The sequence below is a fragment of the Microbacterium barkeri genome, from assembly GCF_027921765.1.
Classification (GTDB): Bacteria; Actinomycetota; Actinomycetes; order Actinomycetales; family Microbacteriaceae; genus Microbacterium; species Microbacterium barkeri.
Window position 1 is genome coordinate 109316 of sequence record NZ_BSEJ01000012.1, and the last position, 17367, is coordinate 126682.

General features: G+C 71.1%; 24 protein-coding genes. 17 read left to right on the forward strand and 7 right to left on the reverse strand.

What is annotated here, in order from left to right:
* Positions 1-141: 141 nt before the first annotated feature.
* From sufB to PKE79_RS12670, 7 genes are all read left to right on the forward strand, one after another.
* Positions 142-1560, forward strand: coding sequence for a Fe-S cluster assembly protein SufB (sufB, locus tag PKE79_RS12640; protein WP_271174055.1), 1419 nt, complete (start codon positions 142-144; stop codon positions 1558-1560).
* Positions 1561-2772: a Fe-S cluster assembly protein SufD gene (gene sufD / locus PKE79_RS12645; protein WP_271174056.1), complete on the forward strand. Its 1212-nt coding sequence runs from the start codon at positions 1561-1563 to the stop codon at positions 2770-2772. It begins immediately after the preceding gene.
* Positions 2769-3095: a non-heme iron oxygenase ferredoxin subunit gene (locus PKE79_RS12650; protein WP_271174057.1), complete on the forward strand. Its 327-nt coding sequence runs from the start codon at positions 2769-2771 to the stop codon at positions 3093-3095. Before sufD ends, PKE79_RS12650 begins: the two co-directional genes overlap by 4 nt.
* Before the next feature lies 1 nt (position 3096).
* On the forward strand, positions 3097-3867 hold the full coding sequence (gene sufC, locus PKE79_RS12655) for a Fe-S cluster assembly ATPase SufC (protein WP_271174058.1): 771 nt from the start codon (positions 3097-3099) through the stop codon (positions 3865-3867).
* Positions 3868-3876: 9 nt separating this feature from the next.
* A complete protein-coding gene (locus PKE79_RS12660) occupies positions 3877-4206 on the forward strand; it encodes a metal-sulfur cluster assembly factor (RefSeq protein ID WP_271174059.1) in 330 nt (109 codons plus the stop codon).
* 64 nt (positions 4207-4270) lie between these two features.
* The gene (locus tag PKE79_RS12665; protein WP_271174060.1) at positions 4271-5425 is read left to right on the forward strand and encodes a MalY/PatB family protein; all 1155 of its coding nucleotides are present in this window, start codon (positions 4271-4273) and stop codon (positions 5423-5425) included.
* Positions 5422-6825, forward strand: a complete 1404-nt coding sequence (locus PKE79_RS12670; RefSeq protein ID WP_271174061.1) for an MFS transporter — start codon at positions 5422-5424, stop codon at positions 6823-6825. The genes PKE79_RS12665 and PKE79_RS12670 overlap by 4 nt, the downstream gene beginning before the upstream one ends.
* Positions 6826-6831: 6 nt before the next feature.
* Here PKE79_RS12670 and PKE79_RS12675 read toward each other — a convergent pair whose 3' ends face one another.
* Positions 6832-7383, reverse strand: a complete 552-nt coding sequence (locus PKE79_RS12675; RefSeq protein ID WP_271174062.1) for a TetR family transcriptional regulator — start codon at positions 7381-7383, stop codon at positions 6832-6834.
* Between the two features lie 72 nt (positions 7384-7455).
* Between PKE79_RS12675 and PKE79_RS12680 the strand changes: the two genes are divergently transcribed.
* The 6 genes from PKE79_RS12680 to PKE79_RS12705 all read left to right on the forward strand — a co-directional run bounded on the left by PKE79_RS12680 (position 7456) and on the right by PKE79_RS12705 (position 11996).
* Positions 7456-8049 (forward strand): biotin transporter BioY, encoded by a 594-nt coding sequence (locus PKE79_RS12680; RefSeq protein ID WP_271174063.1) that lies wholly within the window; start codon positions 7456-7458, stop codon positions 8047-8049.
* Positions 8042-8749, forward strand: coding sequence for an energy-coupling factor ABC transporter ATP-binding protein (locus PKE79_RS12685; RefSeq protein WP_271174064.1), 708 nt, complete (start codon positions 8042-8044; stop codon positions 8747-8749). The genes PKE79_RS12680 and PKE79_RS12685 overlap by 8 nt, the downstream gene beginning before the upstream one ends.
* A complete protein-coding gene (locus tag PKE79_RS12690) occupies positions 8746-9339 on the forward strand; it encodes a CbiQ family ECF transporter T component (RefSeq protein WP_271174065.1) in 594 nt (197 codons plus the stop codon). The genes PKE79_RS12685 and PKE79_RS12690 overlap by 4 nt, the downstream gene beginning before the upstream one ends.
* Entirely contained in the window at positions 9339-9668 is a 330-nt protein-coding gene (locus PKE79_RS12695) for a CHY zinc finger protein (RefSeq protein ID WP_271174066.1), read from the forward strand. The genes PKE79_RS12690 and PKE79_RS12695 overlap by 1 nt, the downstream gene beginning before the upstream one ends.
* A 92-nt stretch (positions 9669-9760) precedes the next feature.
* Complete coding sequence (locus PKE79_RS12700; RefSeq protein WP_271174067.1) at positions 9761-11359, forward strand: ABC-F family ATP-binding cassette domain-containing protein; 1599 nt, start codon at positions 9761-9763, stop codon at positions 11357-11359.
* 103 nt (positions 11360-11462) lie between these two features.
* Entirely contained in the window at positions 11463-11996 is a 534-nt protein-coding gene (locus tag PKE79_RS12705) for a type 1 glutamine amidotransferase domain-containing protein (protein ID WP_271174068.1), read from the forward strand.
* An 8-nt stretch (positions 11997-12004) separates the two neighbouring features.
* Here PKE79_RS12705 and PKE79_RS12710 read toward each other — a convergent pair whose 3' ends face one another.
* The 3 genes from PKE79_RS12710 to PKE79_RS12720 are packed head-to-tail and all read right to left on the reverse strand — an operon-like array spanning position 12005 to position 13442.
* Complete coding sequence (locus PKE79_RS12710; protein ID WP_271174080.1) at positions 12005-12832, reverse strand: SURF1 family cytochrome oxidase biogenesis protein; 828 nt, start codon at positions 12830-12832, stop codon at positions 12005-12007.
* Positions 12832-13059: a hypothetical protein gene (locus tag PKE79_RS12715; RefSeq protein WP_271174069.1), complete on the reverse strand. Its 228-nt coding sequence runs from the start codon at positions 13057-13059 to the stop codon at positions 12832-12834. Before PKE79_RS12715 ends, PKE79_RS12710 begins: the two co-directional genes overlap by 1 nt.
* Positions 13056-13442 (reverse strand): DUF3099 domain-containing protein, encoded by a 387-nt coding sequence (locus PKE79_RS12720; RefSeq protein WP_271174070.1) that lies wholly within the window; start codon positions 13440-13442, stop codon positions 13056-13058. Before PKE79_RS12720 ends, PKE79_RS12715 begins: the two co-directional genes overlap by 4 nt.
* Positions 13443-13551: 109 nt before the next feature.
* On the opposite strand from PKE79_RS12720, the gene fabG reads away from it, so the two are divergent.
* Positions 13552-14262: a 3-oxoacyl-ACP reductase FabG gene (gene fabG, locus PKE79_RS12725; RefSeq protein ID WP_271174071.1), complete on the forward strand. Its 711-nt coding sequence runs from the start codon at positions 13552-13554 to the stop codon at positions 14260-14262.
* A 9-nt stretch (positions 14263-14271) separates the two neighbouring features.
* Here fabG and serB read toward each other — a convergent pair whose 3' ends face one another.
* The gene (serB, locus tag PKE79_RS12730) at positions 14272-14907 is read right to left on the reverse strand and encodes a phosphoserine phosphatase SerB (RefSeq protein WP_271174072.1); all 636 of its coding nucleotides are present in this window, start codon (positions 14905-14907) and stop codon (positions 14272-14274) included.
* Positions 14908-14965: 58 nt separating this feature from the next.
* Here serB and PKE79_RS12735 point away from each other — a divergent pair, with 58 nt between their 5' ends.
* Positions 14966-15763 carry an ABC transporter ATP-binding protein gene (locus PKE79_RS12735; RefSeq protein ID WP_271174073.1) on the forward strand — a complete coding sequence of 266 codons (798 nt, stop codon included), beginning with the start codon at positions 14966-14968 and terminating at the stop codon, positions 15761-15763.
* Between the two features lie 72 nt (positions 15764-15835).
* The gene (locus tag PKE79_RS12740; RefSeq protein ID WP_271174074.1) at positions 15836-16090 is read left to right on the forward strand and encodes a type B 50S ribosomal protein L31; all 255 of its coding nucleotides are present in this window, start codon (positions 15836-15838) and stop codon (positions 16088-16090) included.
* A 55-nt stretch (positions 16091-16145) separates the two neighbouring features.
* Here the strand turns inward: PKE79_RS12740 and PKE79_RS12745 are convergent, their stop codons facing one another.
* The gene (locus tag PKE79_RS12745) at positions 16146-16349 is read right to left on the reverse strand and encodes a hypothetical protein (RefSeq protein WP_271174075.1); all 204 of its coding nucleotides are present in this window, start codon (positions 16347-16349) and stop codon (positions 16146-16148) included.
* 54 nt (positions 16350-16403) lie between these two features.
* Entirely contained in the window at positions 16404-16619 is a 216-nt protein-coding gene (locus PKE79_RS12750; protein WP_271174076.1) for an SCO4848 family membrane protein, read from the reverse strand.
* Between the two features lie 37 nt (positions 16620-16656).
* Between PKE79_RS12750 and PKE79_RS12755 the strand changes: the two genes are divergently transcribed.
* On the forward strand, positions 16657-17160 hold the full coding sequence (locus tag PKE79_RS12755) for a GNAT family N-acetyltransferase (protein WP_271174077.1): 504 nt from the start codon (positions 16657-16659) through the stop codon (positions 17158-17160).
* Positions 17161-17367: the final 207 nt, after the last annotated feature.

Here is a 17367-nt window from a genome sequence, read left to right on the forward strand (position 1 = left end):
GCGCGTGCGCTCAGCGCATCCACTAACAGTGTAGGCGCGAGCGATCGCGCCGGAAGCCGGGTCCCACAGACGGCCGCTCCGCTCCGAGCGACCGGGGCGGATGACACCGCTGCGAGACCCCTGAGGAGAGTGTGAAGCGTCATGTCTGATGTGCTGATCGACCGCCCCGAGCTCGAAGGTCTGGGGGTGTACGAGTTCGGATGGCACGATGCCGACGCGGCTGGCGCGAGCGCCAGGCGCGGCCTCAGCGAGGCCGTCGTGCGCGACATCTCGGCCCTCAAGAGCGAGCCGGAATGGATGCTCAAGAACCGTCTCAAGGGCCTCCAGCTCTTCGGACGCAAGCCGATGCCGACGTGGGGTGCCGACCTCAGCGAGATCGACTTCGACAACATCAAGTACTTCGTCCGCTCCACCGAGAAGCAGGCGCAGTCCTGGGAGGACCTCCCCGAGGACATCAAGAACACGTACGAGCGCCTCGGCATCCCCGAGGCCGAGCGCCAGCGCCTCGTCGCGGGCGTCGCGGCTCAGTACGAGTCGGAGGTCGTGTACCACCAGATCCGCGAGGACCTGGAGGCGCAGGGCGTCATCTTCATGGACACCGACACCGCGCTGCGCGAGCACCCCGAGTTCTTCGAGGAGTACTTCGGCACGGTCATCCCGGCCGGCGACAACAAGTTCGCCGCGCTGAACACGGCCGTCTGGTCGGGCGGCTCGTTCGTCTACGTGCCCAAGGGCGTCCACGTCGAGATCCCGCTCCAGGCCTACTTCCGCATCAACACGGAGAACATGGGCCAGTTCGAGCGGACGCTCATCATCGCGGACGAGGACTCCTACGTCCACTACATCGAGGGCTGCACGGCTCCCATCTACAAGAGCGACTCGCTGCACTCGGCGGTCGTCGAGATCATCGTGAAGAAGAACGCCCGCGTGCGCTACACGACGATCCAGAACTGGTCGAACAACGTCTACAACCTCGTCACCAAGCGCGCGATCGCGCACGAGGGCGCGACGATGGAGTGGATCGACGGCAACATCGGCTCCAAGGTGACGATGAAGTACCCGTCGATCTTCCTCATGGGCGAGCGCGCCAAGGGCGAGACCCTCTCGGTCGCCTTCGCGGGCCCCGGCCAGCACCAGGACGCCGGCGCGAAGATGATCCACATGGCGCCGTACACGCAGTCGTCGATCGTCTCGAAGTCGATCGCCCGCGGCGGCGGTCGCGCCGGCTACCGCGGCGAGGTGCGCGTCGACGCGAACGCGCACCACTCGGCGAACACTGTGCGCTGCGACGCGCTCCTGGTCGACACGATCTCGCGCAGCGACACCTACCCGGCGATCGACATCCGCGTCGACGACGTGCAGCTCGGCCACGAGGCGACCGTCTCGAAGGTCAGCGAGGAGCAGCTGTTCTACCTCATGAGCCGCGGCCTCCCCGAGGACGAGGCGATGGCCATGATCGTGCGCGGGTTCATCGAGCCGATCGCGCGCGAGCTGCCCATGGAGTACGCACTGGAGCTCAACAAGCTCATCGAGATGGGCATGGAAGGATCGGTCGGCTAGATGACGACCCCGACGCAGGCGCCGGAGCAGACGGCGCAGGACACGCACGCTCACGTGGACCCGGCCGCGGCTCTCCGCGACGACGCCGTCGTCCCCGTCCAGACGCGCTCGGAGCGGCTCCGCTCCTACGAGCCGGCCGACTTCGGCACGCCCACGGGCCGCGAGGTCAACTGGAAGCACACGCCCGTCGACCGCATCGCGCCGCTCTTCGCGGTCGCCGACGCGAACGACGGCGTGACCACGACCTTCGTCTCGGGCGGGCAGTACGCCGCGGCACCCCTCGCCGCCGGCACGGCGCCGCGCGGCGAGTTCTTCGAGCCCGAGGACCTGCCGGCCGCCGTGGCCTGGCAGGGGGCCGCCGAGGCGCTGCACATCCGCGTCCCGCGCGAGGAGGAGGTCGCCGAGCCGATCGTCGTCCTCGTCGACGGCCAGGGCGCTGACCGCCGCGCCGACGCGCACATCGTGATCGAGGCGCTCGAGCTGTCGAAGGCCACCGTCGTGCTGCGGCACACGGGCACGGCCCAGTACGCGCAGAACGTCGAGATCCTCGTGCGCGACGGCGCCCAGCTCACGGTCGTCTCGGTGCAGCAGTGGGACGACTCGGCCGTGCACGCCGCTGCCCACCAGGCGCGCGTCGACCGCGATGCGACGCTCCGCCACGTCGTCGTGAGCTTCGGCGGCGGCGTCGTCCGGGTGAACCCGAACGTCGAGCTCGCCGGCCAGGGCGCGAACGGCGAGGTCTACGGCCTCGCCTTCGCCGACGACGGGCAGCACCTCGAGAGCCAGGTCTACCTCTTCCACAAGGGCCCGGAGACGACCGGCGACGTGCTCTACAAGGGCGCGCTGCAGGGCCTCACGGCCCGCTCGGTCTGGATCGGCGACGTGCTCATCGGCCCCGACGCGACCGGGACCGACTCCTACGAGGCGAACCGCAACCTCATCCTCACGAACGGCGCGCGCGCGGACTCGATCCCGAACCTCGAGATCCAGACCGGCGACATCAAGGGCGCCGGCCACGCGTCCGCGACCGGTCGATTCGATGACGAGCAGCTGTTCTACCTCCAGGCGCGCGGCATCACCGAGGCCGAGGCGCGCCGCCTCGTCGTCCTCGGCTTCCTGAACGAGATCGCGCAGAAGATCGATGTGCCGGGCCTGCAGGACGAGCTCGTCGCCGCGATCGAGAAGGAGCTCGCAGACGGGGCGGCGGCATGACCGCGTCCCGCGTGTGCTCGTTCAGCGAGCTCGAGCCGGACACCGCGCTGCGGGTCGTCGTCGACGGCGTGCCGATCGCGGTCGTGCGCGACTCGAACGACGAGGTGCACGCGATCGGCGATGTCTGCACGCACGGCGACATCTCGCTGTCCGAGGGCTTCGTCGAGGGCGAATCGCTCGAGTGCTGGGCCCACGGCTCGGCCTTCTCGCTCCGCACGGGCAAGCCCCTGAACCTCCCCGCTTACGAGCCCGTCCCGGTCTACGTCGTCCAGATCGACGGCGACGACGTGCTCATCGACCCGAATGTGAAGAAGGAAATCTGAAATGGCAGTCCTCGAGATCCGCGACCTGCACGTGACGGTCGAGACCGATGAGGGTACGACGCCCATCCTCAACGGCGTCAACCTCACCGTGAAGACGGGCGAGACCCACGCGATCATGGGCCCCAACGGCTCGGGCAAGTCGACCCTCGCGTCGACCATCGCCGGTCACCCGAAGTACACCGTGACCTCCGGCTCGATCACGCTCGACGGCGAGGACGTCCTCGAGATGTCGGTCGACGAGCGCGCCCGCGCCGGCCTGTTCCTCGCGATGCAGTACCCGGTCGAGATCCCCGGCGTGACGGTGACGAACTTCCTCCGCACCGCCAAGACCGCGCTCGACGGCGAGGCGCCGGCGATCCGCACGTGGACCAAGCAGGTCAAGGAGGGCATGAAGAACCTCCGGATGGACGACAGGTTCGCGCAGCGCAACGTCAACGAGGGCTTCTCGGGCGGCGAGAAGAAGCGCCACGAGATCCTCCAGCTCGAGCTCCTCAAGCCGCAGCTGGCCATCCTCGACGAGACCGACTCGGGGCTCGACGTCGACGCGCTCAAGATCGTCTCGGAGGGCGTGAACCGCGCCAAGGAGAACACCGGCCTCGGCGTCCTCCTCATCACGCACTACACGCGCATCCTCCGCTACATCAAGCCGGACTTCGTGCACGTCATGGTCAAGGGCCAGGTCGTCGAGGAGGGCGGGCCGGAGCTCGCCGAGCGCCTCGAGAACGAGGGCTACGACCGGTACTTCGCCCCCGGCGAGCCGATCGAGGCGTAGGCTCGCGACATGTCCGCGACCCTCACCCCGGAGAAGTACGACGAGGTCATCGAGGCCCTCAAGGAGGTCATGGACCCCGAGCTCGGCGTCAACGTCGTCGACCTCGGGCTCATCTACGACCTCGCGTGGGACGACGAGAACGACGCGCTCGTCATCCACATGACGCTCACGAGCGCCGGGTGCCCGCTGACCGACGTGCTCGAGGAGCAGACGGCCCAGGCCCTCGACGGCGTGGTCGACCGCTTCCGCATCAACTGGGTGTGGATGCCGCCGTGGGGTCCCGAGCGGATCACCGACGACGGGCGCGACATGATGCGCGCCCTCGGATTCGCGATCTGAGACCGACCGACACGGAACGACCCGGAGCCGCGGCTCCGGGTCGTTCCGCGTCTAGGCTCGAAGGGTGACCACGCCGCTCGACGCCCTGCCCCTGGAGACCCTGCGCACCCGAACGAGCACGAAGTGGGCGACGTACCCCGCCGACGTCCTGCCGCTCTTCGTGGCCGAGACGGACTTCCCGCTCGCCCCGGCCATCTCCCAGGCGCTCAGCGCGGCGGTCGAGCGCGGCGACACGGGGTACGTGCCCCCGCGCACGCGCTATCCGGAGGCGTTCGCGGGCTTCGCGAGCCGCCGCTACGGCTGGGATGTCGACCCCGCGCGCGTGCGCACGACGTGCGACGTCATGATGGGCGTCGCCGAGGCCATCCGCGCGGTGGCCGGCCCCGGCGAGGGCGTCATCGTCACGCCGCCGGTCTACCCGCCCTTCTTCGCGGTGCACGAGGAGTCCGCCACCGAGGCCATCCGCGTCCCCCTGGTTCGCGCCGACGCCGGCTGGCAGCTCGACCTCGACGGCATCGACGCGGCGTTCGCCGCCGGTGCGAAGGCCATCCTGCTCTGCAACCCGCACAATCCGACCGGCACGGTGCACGCGCGCGAGGCGCTCGCGGAGCTGGCCGAGATCGCCGCGCGCCATGGCGCGTGGGTGATCAGCGATGAGATCCACGCGCCGCTCGTGCTGCCCGGCGCGGAGTACACGCCGTTCCTCGCGGCGAGCGAGACGGCGGCCGAGGTCGGCATCGCCCTCACGAGCGCGAGCAAGGCGTTCAACCTCGCGGGGCTCAAATGCGCGCATTTCGTCACGGCCTCCGACGCCGCGCACGCCGTCGTGAGCCGGATCCCCATGGAGGTCGAGTGGCGCACGGGGCTGTTCGGCATCCTCGCGGGGATCGCGGCGTTCGAGGACGGCGACGGATGGCTCGACGCCCTGATCGCGCGACTCGACGCGAACCGCGCCCTGCTCGCGGACCTGCTCGCGGAGCACGTGCCCGGCGCGCGCTATCTGCCGGGCGACGCCGGCTTCCTCGCCTGGGTCGACCTCGGCGCGCTCGGATGGGGCGACGACCCGTCGCGGCGCATCCTCAAGGACGCGAAGGTCGCGCTCAACCCCGGACCGTCATTCGGCGCGGAGGGCGCGGGATTCGCGCGCATCAACTACGGCACCGGACCGGAGATCCTCGAGGCGGCCATCCGGCGCATCGGCGCGCTCATCGCGTCGTGAGCGGGGTCGATCCCCGCGCCGCCGCGTCGGGGCAGGTTCCGGTCGTGCCCGCGACCGCGGGGCCGAGCATCTGGCGGAGGCCGTACCTCCTCACGACGCTCGGCGCGGTGGCGCTCATCTTCCTCGCCGCGCTCCAGTCCCTCGCCGTCACCACGGTGATGCCGGTCGTGGCGAGCGACCTGAACGGCGAGGCCCTGTACGCTGTCGCGTTCTCGGGGACGTTCGCGACCGCGGTGATCGGGATGGTCGCGGCCGGCGCGTGGTCGGATCGGACGGGGCCCGTCGCACCGCTCTACACGGCCGCGCTGTTCTTCGTCGCGGGCCTTGCGATCGACGCGCTCGCGGGCGACATGACGACGCTCGTCGTCGGGCGGCTCATCATGGGACTCGGCTCGGGAGGCCAGGTCGTCGCGCTCTACGTCGTCGTCGCACGCGTCTTCCCCGCGCGGGTGCAGGGCCGGGTCATGGCGGCGTTCTCGGCCGCGTGGATCGTCCCCTCGCTCGTCGGCCCGGTGCTCGCGGGCGCCGTTGCCCAGTATCTCCACTGGCGGTGGGTCTTCGCGGGGATCGCGATCCTCACCGTCGCCGCCTTCGCGATGATCGCGCCCAGCCTGCGGGGCCTTCGCACGTCGCCGGAGGAGCCCCACATGGGCGGCATCGCGCGACGCCTCCTGTTCGCGGTCGTCGTCGCGGTCGGGGCCCTCGCGCTCAGCCTCTCCGGCGAGATCGAGGGGGCGCTCGGCTGGCTCGCGGCGGCCGCATCGCTCGTCGTCGTCGCGGCGTCCATCCTGCCGCTCCTGCCGGCGCGGACGATCCGCCTCGCACGCGGACTGCCGAGCGTCATCGTGATGCGCGGGCTCATCGCGGGCGCGCTCTTCGGCGCCGAGATCTACGTGCCGTACCTGCTCATCGACCGCTTCGGGTTCTCTCCGACGACGGCGGGGGCCGGTCTCACCGTCGCGGCGCTCACCTGGGCTGCAGCGGCGGAGCTGTCGGGGCGATTCGGAGATCGGATGGGGAACCGCCGCATCGCGCTGCTCGGCGCCGCCCTGCTCGCGGTCGCCCTCACCGCGTGCATGCTCACGGCCGCGCTCGGCCTGCCGGCCTGGGTGCCGATCGGCTTCTGGGGCTTCGCGGGACTCGGCATGGGCCTCGTCTACCCTCGGCTCACCGTGCTCACGATCGCCTACTCATCGGCTCGCAACCAGGGGTTCAACTCCTCGGCGCTCCAGATCAGCGACTCGGTGGGGGCGTCGGCGACGATGGCGGTCATGGGGCTCGCGTTCACGGCCCTCGGGGGCGCGTCGGGCGCGTTCGCCGCGGTCTTCGGCATCGGGCTCCTGCTTGCGCTGGCCGCGCTCGTCCCCGGGCTGCGCCTGGGCCACGCGCGCGAGGTCTGAGCGCGCTCAGCCGGCGCCGAGACCCGCGAGGATCACCGCGACGCCGTGCCGGAAGTCGGCATCCGCTGCGTCGGCGCCGTCACCCGGCACGACACCCAGCTCGGCGGCCTGCAGCCGCTGCTGCACGAGCGACGCGTGCCCGAGGACGAACGGGAGCAGGATGGCGGCCCCGCGGTCGGCGTCGTCCTGCGGGAGCGTCCGGGCGAGCGCCTCGGCGAGCCGTCGGCGGGGGGCGTCCTCGCCGAGCGCGAGCGCTTGCGTGCTCAGCACGACCTCGGCGCCGTCGCGATGCGCGAGAAGCGCGTCGCGCAGGGCGAGCGCGACCTCGGCCGGGGACGCGTCGTCGGCGACCTCCGCGGCGCGCACGATGCGATCCGCGAGCGCGGCGAGGAGCACCTGCTTGCTGTCGAAGTGCCAGTAGAGCGCGCTGGCGCGCACGTCGAGCTCGGCCGCGAGCCGCCGCATCGTGAGATCGCCCAGTCCGTGGGTGTCGAGGATGCGCAGGGCCGCCTCGACGATGCCGGCGCGATCGTTGCGGGCTGTCGTCGCGTCGGCCATGCCCATGAGTATACTGAACGCCGTTCACGTGAACGCTGTTCAGGACGCGTTCCCCGCCGACAGGAGACCCCCATGACCGTGACGAGCCGTTTCGAGGGCCGCGACATCGCGCGCATCGCCGTGTTCGCCGCTCTCATCATCGCCCTCGGCCTGGTCGGCCCGATCCCGGGCCCGGTCGGCGTGCCGATCACGGCGCAGACGCTGGGCGTCATGCTCGCCGGCGCGGTGCTCGGATGGCGGAACGCGGCCGCCGCGGTGCTCGTCGTCGTCGTGCTGACGGCGGTCGGGCTCCCGGTCCTCGCCGGCGGGCGCGGCGGGCTCGGCGTCTTCGTCGGCCCCACGGCGGGGTATCTGCTCGGCTGGATCCCGGGCGCTGCGGTCGTCGGGCTCATCGCGCACGCGGGCCGGTGCTTCGCGTGGTGGCGGGTGGCCGTCGGCGCCGTCGTCGGCGGGATCGGCGTGATCTACGCGATCGGCGTGCCGGTGCAGGCCCTCGTGATGGGCCTGCCCCTCGGCGATGCCCTCGTCGCGAGCGCCGTGTTCCTGCCGGGCGATCTCATCAAGGCCGCCGTCGCGACCGTGCTCGCGGTCGCGCTGCACCGCGCCTATCCCGTCGCGTTCCCTCGGCGCACGCCGCAGCCCGCCCTGCAGGCCGCCGGTGAGTGACGCGCGCGGGGTCATCCGCCTCGATCGCGTGTCGGTCGAGGTCGGCGGCGCGCGCATCCTGCAGGACGTCTCCGTCGAGCTGCCGCAGCGCCGGATCGCGGTGATCGGCGCGAATGGCTCGGGCAAGTCGACGTTCGCTCGGGTGCTCGACGGCCTCGTCGCGCCGACGTCGGGCGTCGTCTCGGTCCACGGCATCGACGTCGTGCGCGAGCCGAAGCGGCTGCGCGAGGCCGTGGGATTCGTGTTCACCGACCCCGACGCGCAGATCCTCATGCCCACTCCGGCCGAGGACGTCGCCCTCTCGCTCAAGGGGAGCGGGCTCTCGCGCGGCGAGGTCGCCGCGGCCGTCGCCCGCGAGCTCGAGCGGCACGGACTCGACGCGCACGCCGACCAGCCCGCCTACAGCCTGTCCGGCGGTCAGAAGCAGCTGCTCGCGCTCGTCTCGGTGCTCATCCGCCGCCCGCGCCTGATCATCGCCGACGAGCCGACGACCCTGCTCGACCTCGGCAACGCGCGTCGCATCGCAGACATCCTCATCGACGAGGTCGCCGCGCAGACCGTGATCGTCACGCACGACCTCGAGCTCGCTGCGCGGTGCGACATCGCGCTCCGGTTCGCGCACGGCCGCCTGATCGAGGTCGGCGAGCCTGACTGCGTGATCGCACGCTACCGAGCGGAGTTCGCGGGGGAGCGCGCGTGATCTCCCTGTACCGGCCCGGCGGCAGCGTCATCCATCGGATGCCCGCGGGCGCGAAGCTCGCGGTCATGGCCGCGCTCGCCCTGGCGATCTCGCTGTGGCCGCACACGCCCCTCACCGCGGTCGCCGCGCTGGTCCTCGTCATCGGGCTCTTCGCCCTCGGCGGCTTCGGGCCGCGCGAATGGCTGCGGCAGGTCTGGGCGCTGCGGTGGATCGTCGCCTTCATGGCGGTGACGCAGCTCGTGTTCCTCGGGCCGACGCCGGCGCTCGTCAACACCGTGCGCGTCGCGTCGGTCGTGCTCCTCGCGGCGCTCCTCACGCTCACGACCCGCACGGACGAGCTCCTCGCCGCACTCGAGCGCCTCCTGCGACCGCTCTCGCGGTTCGGCGCGGATCCGTGGCGGATCGCGTTCACGCTCTCCCTCACGATCGCGCTCGTGCCCGTCGTGGCCGACTTCGCACGGCGCATCCGCGAGGCGCAGCGCGCGCGAGGCGTGAGGCTCGGCTTCCGGGCCGTGCTGCCGCTGCTCGTGATGTCGCTGCGCCACGCCGACGGCGTGGCCGACGCGCTGACCGCCCGCGGGGCCGCGTGATGCCCTTGCGCGTGGGGGAGCACCTCGTCCACGGCGCGGTCGTCGACGCTCAGACGCGGTGCGCGCACTGGCACGGACCGCGCGACGTCCTCGCCATCCGCTTCCCATGCTGCGGTCGCTGGTATCCGTGCCACTCCTGCCATGAGGAGGCGGCCGACCATCCGGGCGAGGTGTGGCCAGCAGATGCCGCGGGTGAGCGCGCGCTCCTGTGCGGCCGCTGCGGCGAGACGTCGACCATCGCGGAGTACCTCTCGTCCTCGACGTGCGCCCGCTGCGGCGGGGCCTTCAACGAGCGCTGCCGCCTCCACCACGACGTCTACTTCGCGTAGGCGCCTCTCCCAGGAGGCCGAGCGGCGCCCCCGCCTATACTGGGAGGCTGGCCGTTCGGCCGCAGAACCCCCGGAGAGAAACTGGTGCCGCTGTGCTCGCCGTGCACGACCTCGAGATCCGCGTCGGAGCCCGACTCCTCATGTCGGGAGTGAACTTCCGCGTCGGCCCCGGCGACAAGGTCGGGCTCGTCGGCCGCAACGGGGCGGGCAAGACGACCCTGACGAAGGTGCTCGCCGGCGATCTCATCCCCTCCGACGGCACGGTCACGAAGTCGGGCGAGATCGGCTACCTGCCGCAGGACCCGCGCTCCGGCGACCCCGAGGAGACCGCGCGCACGCGCATCCTCAACGCGCGCGACCTCGGCGACCTGGCCGCGGGCATCCGCGAGTCGTCGGAGCGGATGGCGGATGACGACGCCGCCGTCGCCGAGAAGGCGATGAAGCGCTATGCGCGCCTCATGGAGCGGTTCGAGGCGCTCGGCGGCTACGCCGCCGAGGCGGAGGCCGCGTCGATCGCGCACAACCTGTCGCTTCCCGACCGCATCCTCGATCAGCCCCTCAAGACGCTGTCAGGCGGTCAGCGGCGTCGCATCGAGCTCGCGCGCATCCTGTTCTCCGACGCCGAGACGATGATCCTCGACGAGCCCACAAACCACCTCGACGCCGACAGCGTCATCTGGCTGCGCGAGTTCCTCAAGACCTACAAGGGCGGGCTGATCGTCATCAGCCATGACGTCGAGCTCGTCGGGGAGACCGTCAACCGGGTCTTCTACCTCGACGCGAACCGCCAAGTCATCGACATCTACAACATGGGCTGGAAGCACTACCAGCGCCAGCGGGTCGCCGACGAGGAGCGCCGCAAGAAGGAGCGCGCGAACGCCGAGAAGAAGGCGTCGGTGCTGCAGCAGCAGGCAGCGCGCTTCGGGGCGAAGGCGTCGAAGGCCGCGGCCGCGCACCAGATGGTCGCACGGGCCGAGAAGCTCCTCGCGGGTCTCGAGGAGGTGCGCCAGGAGGACCGGGTCGCCAAGCTCCGCTTCCCGAAGCCCGCGCCGTGCGGCAAGACGCCGCTCATGGCGTCGAGCCTGTCGAAGTCGTACGGCGCACTCGAGATCTTCGCGGGCGTCGACCTCGCGATCGACCGCGGCTCGAAGGTCGTCGTGCTCGGTCTCAACGGCGCCGGCAAGACGACGCTCCTGCGCATCCTCGCGGGCGTCGACAAGAGCGACACGGGTCGCATCGAGCCCGGACACGGCCTGAAGATCGGCTACTACGCGCAGGAGCACGAGAACCTCGACGTCAAGCGGTCGGTGCTCGAGAACATGGTCTCGGCGGCGCCGAACCTCAACGAGACAGAGGCGCGCAAGGTGCTCGGGTCGTTCCTGTTCACGGGCGACGACGTGCACAAGCCCGCCGGAGTGCTCTCGGGCGGCGAGAAGACGCGGCTCTCGCTCGCGACGCTCGTCGTGTCGTCTGCGAATGTGCTGCTTCTCGACGAGCCCACCAACAACCTCGACCCCGCGTCGCGCGATGAGATCCTCGGAGCGCTCGCGCACTACGAGGGCGCCGTCGTGCTCGTGTCGCATGACGAGGGCGCGGTTGAGGCGCTGAACCCCGAGCGCGTCCTGCTGCTGCCCGATGGCGTCGAGGACATCTGGAACAAGAGCTACCTCGACCTCATCACCCTCGCGTAGGGCGGGAGTGTAACGCGCGAGAGCGCTGATCCGCGAGGCGTTGCGTCTGAGGTCGGGATCGTCGTGGGATGGACTCATCCGACCCCGACGAAAGGATCTCCGCATGCCCGTCTCCGGCAAGAAGGTCGCGTTCCTCCTCACCAAGGGGGTCGAGCAGGTCGAGCTGACCAGCCCGCGCCAGGCGCTCGACGGCGCCGGTGCGACGACTGTCCTCGTCTCGCCGTCGACGCCCACGCTGCAGGCGATGCAGGACGATTGGGAGCACGGTGACGTGTTCGACGTCGACGTCCCCGTCTCCGACGCGCGGCCGGACGACTACGATGCCCTCGTCCTGCCCGGCGGAACGCTCAACGCCGACAGCCTGCGCCTCGACGCGGATGCCGTCTCGTTCGTCCGGGAGTTCCTCGCATCGGGCCGGCCCGTCGCCGCGATCTGCCATGCGCCGTGGATCCTCGTCCAGGGAGACAGCGCGGATGGCCGGCGTCTCACGTCGTACGCATCGCTCGAGCACGACCTGCGCAACGCGGGAGCGGACTGGGTCGACGAGGAGGTCGTCGTCGACGGCAACCTCATCACGTCGCGGAACCCCGGCGACCTCGACGCGTTCAACCGCGCCCTTCTCGACGCGCTCGCGTAGCGGGCCGATCAGCGGCCGTCGATGAGGGCGTCCTCCTCGTCGGCGTCGCGATCGCGTCGTCGCGCGCGGCGAGGGGGCGTCGGATCGTCATCGTCCTCGTCGCCGAGCGCGTCTTCACGCCGTGCGCGGACCTCGGTGCGGATCATGTAGCCGATGAACACGAACCCCATGATCGCGAAGAGGATCCACTGGATCGCGTACGACAGGTGCGGCCCCGGGTCGATCTCGGGCGCCTCGAGCGCGTGCGGGCGCGTCGCGGGCGCCGGATCCTCCGAGAGCATGAGCCCGTAGGCGTCGACGATCGTGGCGTCGCCCGCGAGCTCCGCGACGGACGGGAGGTGGATGGTCGGGAGCTGCCCCTCGGGCGCGCTGCGGCCGGAGGAGGGGAGCGGCTCGCCCGGCTTGAGGCGCACGGTCACCTCGACCTCCCCCGCGGGCGGGGCCGGGACGGCGTCGGGCAGGGCCCCCTCTCCGGGCGGGAGCCAGCCCCGGTCCACGACGAGGATCCGCCCGTCGTCCACGGCGAACGGCACGAGCACCTCGAACGCGCTCGTCCCGCCCTGGGCGCGGTTGCGGACGAGGAGCTGCTCGTCGGCGAGGTACTCGCCGGTGAGGACGACCGGCCGCCACTCGTCGGCCGGGTCGAAGCCCTCGCCGGGCGGGAGGACCTCGTCGAGCGGGGCCGTCGGCGCGTCGTAGTTCCGCTCGATGAGCGCGTTCGCCGCGGACCGCTGCTCGTTGCGGTCGAACTGCCACTGCGACAGGAACGCGCAGGCGACCGCGAAGAGGATGGCGATGAGGACGTACACGCCCCACCGGCCGAGCCGCGAGCGGATCACGAGGGCTCTCCCGTCCCGACGCCCTCGACGACCTCGAGGGGGAAGTCCCGGCTCGCGAGGAAGTCCCGCAGGAAGTCGACGTGCGCGTCGCACGCGAGCCAGGTCTTCCGGCGGTCGGCCGCGTGGATCTTCGGATTGCGCCAGAGGATGCTCCAGGTCGCGCGCTCGCGGCACCCGGCGCGCGAGCACACGGGCTCGTCGAACCCGCCGCCGAATCCGATCACGCCCGGCCGTCCTCGTCCTCGTCGGCGCGAGCCGCGCCATCCGATCGGCCGCTCTCGGAGATCCGGAAGACGCCGGGGCTCCCGGGCGCCTCGGAAGGCGTCGAAGCCGCGGGGAGCGCCTGCTGCTCGGGCGCCTGCGCATGCGCGACGCGGCCGGCCTGAGCGGCGTTCGCGATCACGACCGCGATGTAGGGGAGCACGACGGCGCCGACGGCGAAGAGGAACGTGTACCAGCCGTAGGGCACGACGACCACCATGAGGACGAGGCAGAGCGTGCGCACGCCCATCGTCAGGAGGTAGGTGCGCATGCGGTGCGACTCGTCATCGCGGGGAGCGCGATCGAGGGAGGTCGCCGACTGCGGCTGCGGCTTGCGGATCTTCACGGTGCTCTCAGCCTACTTCGCGCCGCCGCGCGCGGGCCGTGAGACGGCGGGAGCGCGGCCCGCATAAGCTGGTCCGGTTCCATCGGCCCAGAACACCGGGAGTCCAGCTGTGACCACTGATCGCGTCGTCCTCGTCACCGGCGGCAACCGCGGCATCGGCCGCGCCATCGCCGAGCGCTTCGTGTCGGAGGGGTACCGGGTCGCCGTCACGGCGCGCAGCGGCGAGGGGCCCGAGGGCGCGCTCACGGTCCGCGCCGACGTGACCGACTCCGCATCGCTCGACGCCGCGTTCACCGAGGTGGAGGAGAAGCTCGGCAACGTCGAGATCCTCGTCGCGAACGCGGGCATCACGAAGGACACGCTCATGCTGCGGATGAGCGAGGAGGACTTCGACGCGGTCGTGGGCACGAACCTCGGCGGGTCGTTCCGCGTCGTCAAGCGCGCGCTCAAGGGGATGATCCGGGCCCGCTTCGGGCGCGTCATCCTCATCTCGAGCGTCGTCGGGCTGTACGGCTCGGCCGGCCAGGTGAACTACGCGTCGTCCAAGAGCGCCCTCGTCGGCTTCGCGCGCTCGCTCACACGCGAGCTCGGCGCCCGCGGGATCACCTCGAACGTCGTCGCCCCGGGATTCATCGAGACCGACATGACCGCCGAGCTCCCCGAGGAGACGCAGGCCGAGTACCGCAAGGCCATCCCGCTCGGCCGCTACGGAAGCGCCGACGAGGTCGCGGGCGTGACGGCCTGGCTCGCGTCGGACGCCGCGTCGTACATCTCCGGCGCCGTCATCCCGGTCGACGGCGGACTCGGCATGGGGCACTGAGCCCGCTCGTCACGGCAGCAGCGGGATGACCTCGCACAGGTCGACCGGACCGATGGCGAGGGGCGCCGCCTGACGCACCGCCGGCTTCGCGTTGAAGGCGATGCCGAGCCCGGCGGCCGCGATCATCCGGAGGTCGTTCGCGCCGTCGCCGATCGCGATCGTGCGGCGGAGGGGCACGTCGTGCTCCTCCGCCCAGGCGCGCAGCGACGCCGCCTTCGCGTCGGCGTCGACGATCGCGCCGTCGACCTCGCCCGTGAGCACGCCGTCCTCGGCTCGCAGCCGGTTCGCGCGCCAGACATCGACGCCCAGGTCGGGTGCGACGGTGTCGAGGATCTCGTGGAACCCGCCCGAGACGACCCCGACCATCCCGCCCCGCTCGTGCACGGCGGCGACGAGCTCGCGCACTCCCGGTGTCGGCTCGATGCGCGCGAGCACGCGCGCGAAGGATGCGACCGGCACGCCGGCGAGCGCCTTCACGCGCGACCGCAGGCTTTCGGAGAAGTCGACCTCGCCGCGCATCGCGGCCTCGGTGGCCGCCGCGACCTCGGGGCCGCGACCGGCCTCGTCGGCGATCAGCTCGATCACCTCATTGCGGATGAGTGTGGAATCGGCATCGAGGACGACGAGAAAGCGGGTCACGATCAACGAGGGTAGCGGGCGCGCCACGGACGAGCCGACCCGAGCGCCTCGGTAGGCTGGAGGCATGCTCCCCGTGCTCTCGTTCGACGGCGTCGTGGTGCGCCGCAGTGGTCGCAACATCGTCGACGACATCAGCTGGACCGTCAACGACGACGAACGCTGGGTCGTCCTCGGCCCCAACGGCGCCGGAAAGACCACCCTCCTGCAGATGGCCGACGCGTACCTGCACCCGACCTCCGGCACCGTCGACATCCTCGACGAGCGCCTCGGGCGCACGGATGTCTTCGAGCTGCGTCCGCGCATCGGCTTCGCCTCGAGCGCGCTCGCCAAGCGGATCCCCGCGGAGGAGACCGTGCTGAACACGGTGCTCACGGCGGCGTACTCGGTCACCGGCCGGTGGAACGAGGAGTACGAGGGGATCGACGAGCGCCGCGCCCTGCGCGTGCTCGCCGAGTGGCGACTCGACCACCTCGCCGACCGCGAGTTCGGCACGCTCAGCGACGGGGAGCAGAAGCGCGTGCAGATCGCCCGCGCGATCATGACCGACCCCGAGCTGCTCCTCCTGGATGAGCCCACGGCGAGCCTCGACCTCGGAGCGCGCGAGGTCCTCCTCGAGCTCCTCAGCGGCTACGCGGCCGCTCCCGGGACGCCGGCGATGATCATGGTGACGCACCACGTCGAGGAGATCCCCGTCGGCTTCACGCACGTGCTCCTGCTGCGCGACGGCAAGGCGGTGGCCGCGGGCCCGATCCGCGACACGCTCACGGCCGAGAACCTCACCGCGACGTTCGGTCTCGACATCACGGTCGCCGAGCAGGGCGGACGGTACGCCGCTCGCGCGGTGTCCGCGTCCGACGTCTGATAAGCTTGGGCTTTGGTGCTTCTGCGCCCGCAGACTTTCTCATCCGATCGAATCGATCCCGCAAGGACAACCATGAAGACTGACATCCACCCGACGTACCAGCCGGTCGTTTTCCGTGACCTCGGCTCGGGCGAGACCTTCCTCACCCGTTCGACCGCCACGAGCGACAAGACGATCGAGCTCGACGGCGTCGAGTACCCCGTCATCGACGTGGAGATCTCGTCGGCGTCGCACCCGTTCTACACGGGCAAGCAGCGCATCATGGACTCGGCCGGCCGCGTCGAGAAGTTCAACCAGCGCTTCAAGGGCTTCGGCGGCTCCAAGTAAGTCGTCTCGTCCACGAGGAAAGGCCCCGCTTCGGCGGGGCCTTTCCTCGTCTCGGTCACTCGTCGATCTCGATCGTGACGGTGCCGTCGTCGAAGTCGATGACGCCCGGCCCCTTGTCCGGAGAGGGCGCGGGGACGGGCACGATCTGGAGAGCGCGCCACGCCTGATCCGCTTCGTGCGCGCTGGGGCGCCAGACGGCGTCGAACCCGCCGCCGATGGCGGAGACGGGGTACTTGCGACGCAGGCGATCATCGTCCATGGGCTCACCCTAGGCGGTCCATCGGGCGGCCGCGAGGTCGCGCACCCGCCGGAGTCAGGCGACGAGCGCCCAGACGCCGGCGACCGCGGAGGCGGCCGCGAGCACGAGGGCGGCGCCGATGAGCACGGCGTGCACGGTGTAGAAGGCCGTCCTGCGGCCCTGCTCATCGCGTGCACGGGGGTCCGCTGTCACCCGCTTCCAGAAGCGCGGCCACACCACGACGTTGAAGACGGCGTTGACGAGGAGCAGCACGGCGAGGAGGACGGTCACCCTGCGAGTCTACGAGCCGGTTTGTAGGCTCGACGCCATGGCCATCCGCATCCGCCCCGTCGCTCCGCAGGATCTCGCCGATGTCGAGCGGATCGAGAACGAGGCGGATCGCCTGCTCGTCGACCTGCTCGCCCCGGAGCGGTGGGATCCGGCGCCGGCCGGGGCGGATCGGGCCGCGCAGGCCGGGTTCCTCCTGGTCGCGGAGGGGGACGCGCTCGTCGGGTTCGCGCATGTACTCGAGGTGGACGGAGCCGCGCATCTCGAGCAGCTGTCGGTGCTGCCCGCCTTCGGTCGTCAGGGGATCGGGCGTCGTCTCGTCGATGCCGTGAAGGACGAGGCGCGGCGACGGGGACACGCATCCATGACCCTGCGGACCTTCGCGGAGGTGCCCTGGAACGCGCCGTTCTACGCGAGGTGCGGGTTCGTCGAGGAGCATCCGACGACGGCGTTCGAGCGAGGTCTCGTGGCCACGGAGCAGCGGCTCGGGCTGGACCAGCTCGGTCGTCGGATCCAGATGCGCGCCGTATTGCATCGGTCATAGATTCGATCGCGAGTTATCCACAGTTTGGGATTGTTCGGTGGAATGTCCGATGGGGTGGGTAGTGTGGGGGTATGTCGAGGACGATGCCGCGGGAGGATGCGGGGGTGGGTTGGGAGCCCACTCCGGCGGAGGTCGCGGTGACGCGTTCGGCGGTGGAGCGGGCGCGTCGGGCGCGGGCTTTGCGGGCGGAGGCGGATGCGCTGGAGA